Below are 9565 nucleotides of genomic sequence, written 5' to 3'. Positions count from 1 at the left end.
ACCTGCACGCGCTCGGGCAACGCCTCCGCGGACAGGGTGCTCTTCCAGGGCCGATGGCCCACGAACAACAGCTCCAGCTGGTGGCTCCCCTCGCCCGACTCGACGTCCAGGGTGGTCGGTGTCATCCCGGCGCGCTCGCCGTCCCAGCGCACCTCCGCGCCCGGCGGGTTCGTCACCACCTGGAGCTTGCGCGCGTGCGGGCGGGAGTCCCACAGCACGGGCCACACCGCGTTCCCGACGAAGAAGAGCACCACCCCCGCGATGATGGCCCCCCAGAGCCAGCCGGGCAGCGACGTGCCGGACTCGGCCCCGGAGGCCCCCACGAGCGCCGCGGGCACGTGCTCCTCCGGGAACGCCGTCACGAGCGCGCGATGCACCGAGGACGCCGTCGCCGGCTCCCCCAGACCTTCCGGGCCGCCCTCCCCCGTCCACACCGCGACCTGGCGCAGGAAGGACTCCGGCAGCCGGGGCGGCTGGCCCGCGAGCTTGAGTTCCTCCTCGAACAGCCAGCCCATCAGGTGGCGCAGCGTGGAGGCGGGGAACAGCGGCGCCCGGTACGCGAGCCACTCGGCCAGGGCGCGCTGGAAGGCCTCCGCGCTCGCGAAGCGCTCATCGCGCCGGAGCGCCAGCGCCCGCGACACGAGCGCCCCCAGCGAGGGATCCAGGTCCGGCACGTACGTCTGCGCGGGTGTCAGGTCCCCCCTCGCGATGCGCGCCATCACCGACTGGGTGTCCCCTTCCGCCGGCCTGCGCCCGGTGAGCAATTCGAAGAGCACCACGCCCGCCGTGTACACGTCCGAGCGCGCATCCAGCGCCTCGGCCCGCGTCTGCTCCGGGGACAGGTACACGTACTTGCCGCGCACCACGCCGGCTTCCGTCTCCGGCCGCCCGGCGAGCTGCGCCTTGGCGATGCCGAAGTCGGTGAGCTTCACCTCGCCCTCGTAGCTCACGAGGACGTTGTCCGGAGACACGTCGCGGTGCACCAGCCCCAGCGGGCGGCCCTGCTCGTCGCGGCGGGTGTGCGCGTGGTGCAGGCCCTTGCAGACCTCCAGCACGAGCCCCACCGCCAGCGGCGCGGGCAGGTGCGAAAGCCCCTTCACCTTCGCGCGCTTGAGCACGTGCGACAGGGGCTGCCCGTCCACCCACTCCATGGCGAGGAAGTACTCCCCCTCCTCCTGCCCGAAGTCGAAGACCTGCACGATGTTGCCGTGGCTCAGGCCCACGGAGATGCGCGCCTCGTTGAGGAACATCTGCACGAAGGCCGGGTCCTGCGCGTAGGGGTCCCTCACGCGCTTGATGACCACCGAGCGCGACACGCCGGGCGCCAGGGTGAAGCGCGCGCGGTGCACCACGGCCATCCCGCCCGCGCCCAGGCGCTCCTGGAGCTCGTACTTGCCGAAACGCGTCGTGGGCCCACCCGTCGTCACGGGCCGGGACGCTACCCTACCGCTCCCGTCCGAGGGGAGCCCCACCCTGCTGCGGAGCCGTCAGCGCTCGCCCCAGTGGAGCTTCTGCCGGAGGATGGTGAAGAAGGCCACGCGGGGGTTTCGCACCAGCTCCACGCGGTTGGGCGAGCGCACCACCTCGATGCAGTCCCCCGTCTGCAGCGAGTGGCCCGTCTGGCCATCCAGCGTGAGGTACGTGTCCGCCGTCTCGCTCTTCAGCGTGACGCGGATGGTGCGGTCGGCGGGCACCACGATGGACCGCTGGGTCAGCGCGTGCGAACAGATGGGCGACAGGATGGTGCAGTCCACCGACGGGTGGACGATGGGCCCGCCCGCGGACAGCGAGTACGCGGTGGAGCCCGTGGGCGTGGCCAGGATGACGCCGTCCGCCTTGTAGGTCGTGATGGGCACCCCGTCGATGGACGTCTCGTGGTCCGCGATGCGCGCCAGCGCGCCCTTGTTGATGACCACGTCGTTGAGGATCTCATCCTCGATGAGGACCTTGCCCCCGCGCATCAGCCGGCACGACAGCTTCATCCGCGAGTCCACGTGGAAGTTGCCCGCCAGCACTTCCGCCAGCCGGGTGAACAGCTCCTCCACCGGCACCTCGGTCATGAAGCCCAGGCTGCCCAGGTTGACGCCCAGGATGGGGACATCCCGTCCGCCCAACAGCCGCGCCGCGTAGATGAGCGTGCCGTCGCCGCCCAGCACCACCACCAGCTCCGCGCGCGCCGCCAGCTCCCGGTCCTCGATGCGCGGCCAGTTCAGCGCATGCGCCAGCGCACGGTCCGCCAGCACCGTCAGGTTCGGGTAGCGCTCACGGATCTCCGCCGCCAGGGCCATGGCCTGCGGGGTGTCCCTCTTCGCGACGATGACCAGGGTCTGCACGCCCCCCGGGTTCTAGTCCAGGCGGCCAGCCGGCCGTACAAGGGAAATGACGCACCTGCCCGCCCCAGGACATCCCAGGAGCTCCCCAGGACAATCCCAAGTCCATCGGGAGGGGCGCGCGGGCGCCTGGGACGCTAGGTTCAAGGGCCACATGGACCTGTTCGACCACGCCAGTCAGAAGGAAACGGCCACCCTGGCGCCGCTCGCCGAGCGCATGCGCCCCACCACGCTCTCCGAGTACCTGGGCCAGGAGCACCTCACCGGCGAGGGGCGCTTCCTGCGCCGCGCCCTGGAGAGCGACCAGGTGCCCAGCCTCATCCTCTGGGGCCCGCCGGGCACCGGCAAGACGACGCTCGCCCAGCTTGTCGCCCGCTCCACCGGCGCCGCCTTCGAGACGATGTCCGCCGTGCTCGCGGGCGTGAAGGACATCCGCGAGACGGTGGCCCGCGCGCAGGACCGCTGGAAGCTGAACCGCCAGCGCACGCTGCTCTTCATCGACGAAATCCACCGCTTCAACAAGTCCCAGCAGGACGCGCTCCTGCCCCACGTGGAGAAGGGCACGGTGACCCTCATCGGCGCCACCACGGAGAACCCCTCCTTCGAAGTGAACGCCGCGCTCCTGTCGCGCTGCCGCGTCATCACCCTGCGCGGGCTGGAGCAGGAGGAGCTGGTGGCGGTGATGCGCCGCGCGGTGGCGGACCCCAAGGGCCTGGGCGGCAAGGTGACGGTGGAGGACGCGGCGCTGGAGTTCATCGCGGACGCGGCCGGGGGCGACGCGCGCCGGGCCCTCACCGCACTGGAGGCGGCCGCGGCCCACGGCGGCACCATGGTGGACCGCAAGGTCGCGGAAGAAGCCCTCCAGCAGAAGCTGCTGCTCTACGACAAGGGCGGCGAGGAGCACTACAACGTCGTCAGCGCCTTCATCAAATCCATGCGCGGCAGCGACGTGGACGCGGCGCTGTACTGGATGACGCGCATGCTGGAGGCGGGCGAGGACCCCGTCTTCATCTTCCGCCGCATGGTCATCTTCGCGTCGGAGGACGTGGGCAACGCGGATCCGCGCGCGCTGGGCGTGGCGGTGGACGCGCTCCGGGCCTTCCAGTTGATGGGCCTGCCCGAAGGCACCCTGCCCCTCACCCAGGCCGTCACGTACCTGGCGCTCGCGCCCAAGTCGAACGCCGTCATCGCGGCCTACGCGGCCGTGCGCGAGGCCGTGACGAAGGAGGGCGCGCTGCCGGTGCCCCTGCACCTGCGCAATGCGCCCACGAAGCTGATGAAGTCGCTGGGGTACGGCGGCGGGTACAAGTACCCGCACAACTTCGAGGGCAACTACGTCCCGGAGGACTACCTGCCCGACGCCCTGCGCGCCCGCTGCTTCTACACCCCGACGCGCAACGGCTTCGAGGCGGAGCTGTCCGAGCGCTACGAGGCCCTCCAGCACCAGCTCGCCGCGAGGCGCGAGGCCCGGGACGGGCGCGAGCCCGGCGAGGACGGCTGAGGCGCCGTCCTTCGCCCGGGCCCTGCTGCTTCGAGCGGACGGGACTTACGAGGCGGCTTCGAGCACGGGAAGGCCCGGCCCGTTGTCGGCGTCCGGCCCCTTGGGCTGACGCGGCTTCATGCTGCGGCCGGCCACCTCGTACTGCTTGAGCAGGCGGCGGAAGTTGGAGCGGTCCACCCCGGCGGCGCGCGCGGCGCTGGACACGTTGTGGTTGTTCTTCTCCAGGAGCGCGGACAGGTAGCGGCGCTCGAAGGCGCGCATGGCCAGGCGCTTGGCCTGGGCGTACGGCAGGTGCGCCAGGCTGAACACCTCCACCGCCGAGTCGGCCTGGGGCGCGGCCTGGAAGCCTTGCGGCAGGTCCTCCACGTCGATGGCCTCGTTGGCCGTGAGCACCACCGCGCGCTCGATGACGTTCTCCAGCTCGCGCACGTTGCCCGTCCACCGGTTGCAGGTGAGGGCCTCCATGGCGCGCGGGCTGATGCCGTTGACCTTCTTGTCCGCCTTGGCGGTGTAGACCTTGAGGAAGTGGTGCGCGAGCAGCGGCACGTCCTCCGGGCGGTCGCGCAGGGGCGGCAGGTCGATGGTGATGACGTTGAGGCGGTAGAACAGGTCCTCGCGGAACTTGCCCTGCTCCTTGGCGCGCGTCAGGTCCACGTGCGTGGCGGCGATGACGCGCACGTCCACCTTCACGGGCTCGTTGGCGCCCACGCGCTTCACCTCGCCCTCCTGGAGCACGCGCAAGAGGCGCACCTGGGTGGCGGGGGGCACGTCGCCAATCTCGTCCAGGAAGATGGTGCCGCCGTCGGCCGCCTCGAAGAGGCCCTTCTTGTTGCCGGTGGCGCCGGTGAAGCTGCCCTTCACGTGGCCGAACAGCTCGCTCTCCAGCAGCGTCTCCGTCAGCGCCGAACAGTTGACGGCGACGAAGGGCTTGTCCCGGCGCGCGCTGCGGTAGTGGATGGCGCGCGCGACCAGCTCCTTGCCCGTGCCAGACTCGCCCTGGATGAGCACCGTGGCGGTGGAGTGGCTGACGGTCTCCACCAGCTTGAACACGGCGCGCATCTGCGACGACTGGCCGATGAGGTCCTCGAACTGGCTGCGCGCGGTGAGCGCCTCCTCCAGCGCGCGCGTGCGGTCCTTGAGGGCCTTGCGCTCGGCGGCCTTGGCCACCGTGAGGCTCACCTCGTCGATGTTCTCGAAGGGCTTGGTGAGGTAGTCGTACGCGCCCGCCTTCACCGCCTCCACCGCCGTCTCCACGGTGGCGAAGGCCGTCATCATGATGACCTCCACGTCCGGGCGGTCCGCCTTGATGGCGCGCAGCAGGTCCATGCCGGACAGGTGCGGCATCTTGATGTCCAGCACCACCACGTCGATGGACGGGTCCTTGGCGGCCGCGAGCCCCTCCACCGCGTCGTCGATGGCGACGACGGGGTGACCCTCCCGCTGGAGGATCTGGGTGACGGCCTTGAGGACGACGGAGTCGTCATCGACGACGAGGACCTTGGCGCGCTTGACTTGGTTCACGGCAACCTCTCGAGCTGCAGGGGAATGGGCAGGAAGACGGTGAAGCGGGAGCCCTGGCCCACGTGGGTGTCCACCTGGAAGGTGCCCCCGTGGTCCTGGACGATGCGGTAGGCGATGGACAGGCCCAGGCCCGTGCCCTCACCCGGAGGCTTGGTGGTGAACGACGGCTCGAAGATGCGCGGCAGGTGGCGCTCCTCGATGCCCGTCCCGGTGTCCGTCACCGCGAAGAAGCACCGGTCGCCCTCGCGGCCCGTCTCCAGGGACAGGCGCCCCTGGGCGTTGGGCAGCGCGTGCAGGCCGTTCTGCAGCAGGTTGAGCACCACCTGCGCGAGCTGGCCGGGGTCGCCGTACACCTTGGGCAAGCCGTCCTTCAGGTCCAGCTTCAGCTCCACCCTGGGCATGGACTTGAGCTGCGCGCGGAAGAGCACCGCGGCGTCCTCCACGCACTTGGACACGTCGAAGAGGCGGCGGTCCTCCACGCGGCTGTGGCGGCTGAACTTCAGCAGGCTCTCCACGATGCGCTTGCAGCGCAGCGCGCTCTCTTCGATGAGCTTCAGCGACTCCAGGTCGTTCGCGCTGCGGCCCGCGTCGCGCGACATGAGCTGCGCGAAGGCGAGGATGCCACCCAGCGGGTTGTTGATCTCGTGCGCCACGCCGCCCGCGAGCTGCCCCACCGCGGCCATCTTCTCCGTCTCGATGAGCCGGCGGGTCATCCCCTGCTCCTCGGTGACGTCGCGGTAGGTGCACACCGCGCGGTCGTCGCCCGCGAACGGGTAGGCGGCCACCACGTAGCTGCGCCCGCCCTGCTGGACTTCCCCGCGCGCGCCCTTGCCGCTCTCCATCGCGGAGGGCAGCGGGCAGCCAGCGCACGGCGTGTCGCGGCCGAAGAGGTACTGGTGGCAGGGCGTGTCGGAGGGCACTTCCTCGATGGAGCGGCGGGCCACCTGCGCGTAGGCGACGTTGGCGCGGCGCACCGCGAAGTCCCGCGCGCGCACCACCGCGAGCGGCGTCTCCATGCAGTCGAAGGACAGCTCCCACTCGCGCTTCGCGGCGGACAGGAGGCGCGTGCGCACCGCGACGCGCTCCTCCAGGTCCGCGTTGAGGCGCTTCAGCTCCGCGTTCTGCTCCTGGGTGACGCGGTAGAGCCGATCATTCTCCGTGTGGAGCGCGTACTGCTCGAAGGCGCTCTTCACCGTGAGCACCAGGTGGCTGTCGTTCCAGGGCTTGGAGATGAAGCGGAAGATTTCCGAGCGGTTGATGGCCTCTTCGATGGCCTGCTGATCCGCCTGCCCCGTCAGCATGATGCGCTGGGCCCGGGGCTCCTGGAGCTTCACCTGGGTGAGGAACTCCACCCCGTTCATGCCCGGCATGCGGAAGTCGGAGATGACGACCTCCGGGTGGAACCGCTCCAGCGTGCGCAGCCCGGCTTCCGCGTCCGTCGCCGTCTCGATGTCCCACTCGCCCCGCCGCAGCACCCGCCGGATGGACTTGAGGATGTTCTCCTCGTCGTCCACGAGCAGCAGCCGCCCGCGGGCGACTGGGTCTTGCGCTTGTGCCTGTGCGACCAGGGTTCCCATGGACTTTCCGGCTTCCGACATTTGCAATGGCCTTGCCAAACCGGTGATTTGGATAAACCCTGGGAATCACGTCCCTTTCTCAGGGCATGACAAAAAGGGTCAAGGTCATCATAGACCCACTACCCCCAAACGGGTCAAATCAGACCCGGAGTCTTTGACCCCCCGGGTCAGCCCGCCCGTGAAGGCGGCGTCGAAAACAGGGGGGCGGGCGGGTGGAGGCAGATGCGGTCGCGGCCCTCGTGCTTGGCGCGGTAGAGGGCCTCGTCGGCGGTCAGCAGGAGCTGTTCCGGGGAGAGGATGGCGCGGTGCGGAAAGCTGGAGACACCCAGCGAGGCCGTCACGCGCAGCCCCCCGTCTGGCCCCGCATGCAGCTCCGAAACGCCCCTGCGCACCCGCTCCGCGACGGTGAGGGCTCCAGGCAGGTGGGTACAGGGGAGGAGCACGGCGAATTCCTCGCCCCCGTAGCGGGCCACCAGGTCGGTTTCGCGCACGCTGTGCTGGAGCGAGGCGGCCACCTCGCGGAGCACGCGGTCCCCCATGCCGTGGCCGTGGGCGTCGTTGATGTTCTTGAAGTGGTCCAGGTCCACCAGGATGAGCGACAGGCTCTCGTCGTAGCGCTGCGAGCGCCGGAACTCCTCGCGCAGCCGCTCCTGGAAGTAGCGGTGGTTGTGGACCTGGGTGAGGCCGTCCGTCACCGACAGCCGCCGCAGCTCCTCCACCTGGGAGTGGAGAGATTTCCACCGCGAGTGGATTTCGAGGCTCCGGGATACCCGGATTCGCAGCTCTTCCTCGTCCCAAGGGGTCAAAACCGACTCAGCTCCTCGACCCAGGGCCGTGAGCCGCAGGGACCGGGCTTCCGGGGGGGCCATCAGCACCACGGCGGGCCGGAGCGCGGGCTCTGGTGGGGTGAGGGACTCCAGCAGCGCGTGGGTCTGCTGGGGGTCTCCTTCGCCGGCGAAGAGGAGGACGCCGTCTACCTCCCGGGTCAGGCCCAGGACCTCCGGGCCCGAGCGCACAACCCGGAGGGTAAAGTCCTCGGGCCCGAGCGTACGCACCAGTTGGGGCAGCAGTGTCTGCGGACCATCGACCACCAGGAGCGTGTAGGGCTGGGTTTTCACCGTGTCCCCGTAAAAAGATGACTAGACGGTACTATAGGCCTTTGTCACGGGGAGGGCCATGGGGTTTGCCACGTGGCCTCACCCTCTGGTACCGAGCGCCGTTTCCTTTCAGACGGACCGACGCGACATGACGACCGTGGCCAAGTACCCGAGCATCAGCCTGTTCTTCCCTGCCTGGAACGAGGAGGACTACGTCGAGCGCGCGGTGAGTCGCGCCCTGGAGGTCCTGCCCAAGCTCACGGACGACTTCGAAATCATCGTGGTCAACGACGCCTCCACGGACCGGACCCAGGAGGTCTGCGAGGCGCTGGCGGCGAAGGTGCCGCAGCTCAGGGTCATCACGCACCCGGTGAATCTGAAGCTGGGCGGGGCGATGCGCACGGGGCTGACGGCGAGCACGAAGGACCTGGTGCTCTATTCGGACATCGACCTGCCGTTCGACATGCGGGAGGTGGAGCGGGCGCTGCACCTGATGGAGTACCTGGAGGCGGACATGATCTGCGCCTTCCGGTTCGATCGCACGAGCGAGGGCCCGAAGCGCATCGTCTATTCGTTCGTCTACAACCTGCTCATCCGGGCGCTGTTCGACATCCAGATCAAGGACGTGAACTTCAGCTTCAAGCTGATGCACCGCCGGGTGCTGGAGTCGATGGAGCTCAAGAGCCAGGGCTCGTTCATCGACGCGGAGCTGGTGGTGAAGGCCATCCGCAAGGGCTTCCGCGTGTTCCAGATGGGCGTGGACTACTTCCCGCGCACGCGCGGCATCTCCACGCTGGCCTCGCCGTCGGTCATCGTGAAGATGGTGAAGGAGCTGGTGGCGCTGTACCCGGAGACGCGCTCGCCGCCGCCGCCGGTGCAGCCAGTGCGCCTGCCGCCGTCGGTGCAGTCGCTGCGCCCGGCCACGGGACGCACGGGGCGCGGGTAGGAGGGGCCATGGCGCCGCGCACGCGCCTCATCGTCAACGCGGACGACCTGGGCCTGCACCCGTCGCTGGACGCGGGCATCCTGAGGGCGCACCGCGACGGCATCGTCACCAGCGCCACGCTCCTGGCCACGGGCCCGTCCGCGGCGCGGGCCGTGGGGCTGGCGCGGGCGCAGGGGCTGGCGGTGGGCGTGCACCTGGCGCTGTCCACGCGGCTTGCGTGCGCCGCGCCCGCGGAGTCGGTGCGGACGGTGGCGCCGGACGGAAGGCTCCGCGCGAGCTGGGCGGACTTCGCGAAGGCGTGGCTCACCGGGCAGGTGCGGCGCGAGGAGCTGGAGCGGGAGCTGTCCGCGCAGCTTGCCCGCGCGCGGGAGCTGGGGGCCCAGGTGGACCACCTGGACGGGCACCAGCACCTGCACCTGTTGCCCGGGGTGCGCTCGGTGGTGGAGGGGCTCGCGGCGCGCGAGGGGCTGCCCCTGCGCTGGCCGGATGCGCTGCCGCGCGCGTCGTGGCTGCGGGCGCCCGGGCCGGCGTTGAAGACGACGGTGCTGGCGGTGTTGGCGCGCACGGCGCCGCGCGTGAAGCAGGGGGTGCGG

General features: G+C 70.3%; 8 protein-coding genes. 3 read left to right on the top strand and 5 right to left on the bottom strand.

The features are described 5' to 3' along the window. The coding region (locus D7V93_RS29240) for a serine/threonine-protein kinase (RefSeq protein ID WP_120646514.1) at positions 1–1427 on the bottom strand (1427 nt) is incomplete at its 3' end. A gap of 60 nt (positions 1428–1487) precedes the next feature. Further along, positions 1488–2333 carry an NAD(+)/NADH kinase gene (locus D7V93_RS29235; RefSeq protein ID WP_120646513.1) on the bottom strand — a complete coding sequence of 282 codons (846 nt, stop codon included), beginning with the start codon at positions 2331–2333 and terminating at the stop codon, positions 1488–1490. 151 nt (positions 2334–2484) lie between these two features. On the opposite strand from D7V93_RS29235, the gene D7V93_RS29230 reads away from it, so the two are divergent. Beyond that, positions 2485–3831: a replication-associated recombination protein A gene (locus D7V93_RS29230; RefSeq protein ID WP_120646512.1), complete on the top strand. Its 1347-nt coding sequence runs from the start codon at positions 2485–2487 to the stop codon at positions 3829–3831. 45 nt (positions 3832–3876) lie between these two features. On the opposite strand, the gene D7V93_RS29225 is transcribed toward D7V93_RS29230, so the two are convergent. The 3 genes from D7V93_RS29225 to D7V93_RS29215 all read right to left on the bottom strand — a co-directional run bounded on the left by D7V93_RS29225 (position 3877) and on the right by D7V93_RS29215 (position 8047). Continuing rightward, the gene (locus tag D7V93_RS29225; protein ID WP_120646511.1) at positions 3877–5352 is read right to left on the bottom strand and encodes a sigma-54-dependent transcriptional regulator; all 1476 of its coding nucleotides are present in this window, start codon (positions 5350–5352) and stop codon (positions 3877–3879) included. Beyond that, entirely contained in the window at positions 5349–6929 is a 1581-nt protein-coding gene (locus D7V93_RS29220; protein ID WP_120646510.1) for an ATP-binding protein, read from the bottom strand. The genes D7V93_RS29225 and D7V93_RS29220 overlap by 4 nt, the downstream gene beginning before the upstream one ends. A gap of 167 nt (positions 6930–7096) precedes the next feature. Beyond that, positions 7097–8047 (bottom strand): diguanylate cyclase, encoded by a 951-nt coding sequence (locus tag D7V93_RS29215; protein WP_167509513.1) that lies wholly within the window; start codon positions 8045–8047, stop codon positions 7097–7099. Positions 8048–8183: 136 nt separating this feature from the next. Here D7V93_RS29215 and D7V93_RS29210 point away from each other — a divergent pair, with 136 nt between their 5' ends. Continuing rightward, positions 8184–8972 carry a glycosyltransferase family 2 protein gene (locus D7V93_RS29210; RefSeq protein WP_120646516.1) on the top strand — a complete coding sequence of 263 codons (789 nt, stop codon included), beginning with the start codon at positions 8184–8186 and terminating at the stop codon, positions 8970–8972. Between the two features lie 8 nt (positions 8973–8980). Beyond that, positions 8981–9565, top strand: a 585-nt coding sequence (locus D7V93_RS29205) for a ChbG/HpnK family deacetylase (RefSeq protein WP_120646515.1), incomplete at its 3' end; no start/stop codon positions are given.

Origin of the sequence: Corallococcus llansteffanensis, from assembly GCF_003612055.1 — a bacterium.
Classification (GTDB): Bacteria; Myxococcota; Myxococcia; order Myxococcales; family Myxococcaceae; genus Corallococcus; species Corallococcus llansteffanensis.
Note: the sequence above shows the minus strand (reverse complement) of the source record. Positions and strands in the feature narration are given on the sequence as shown.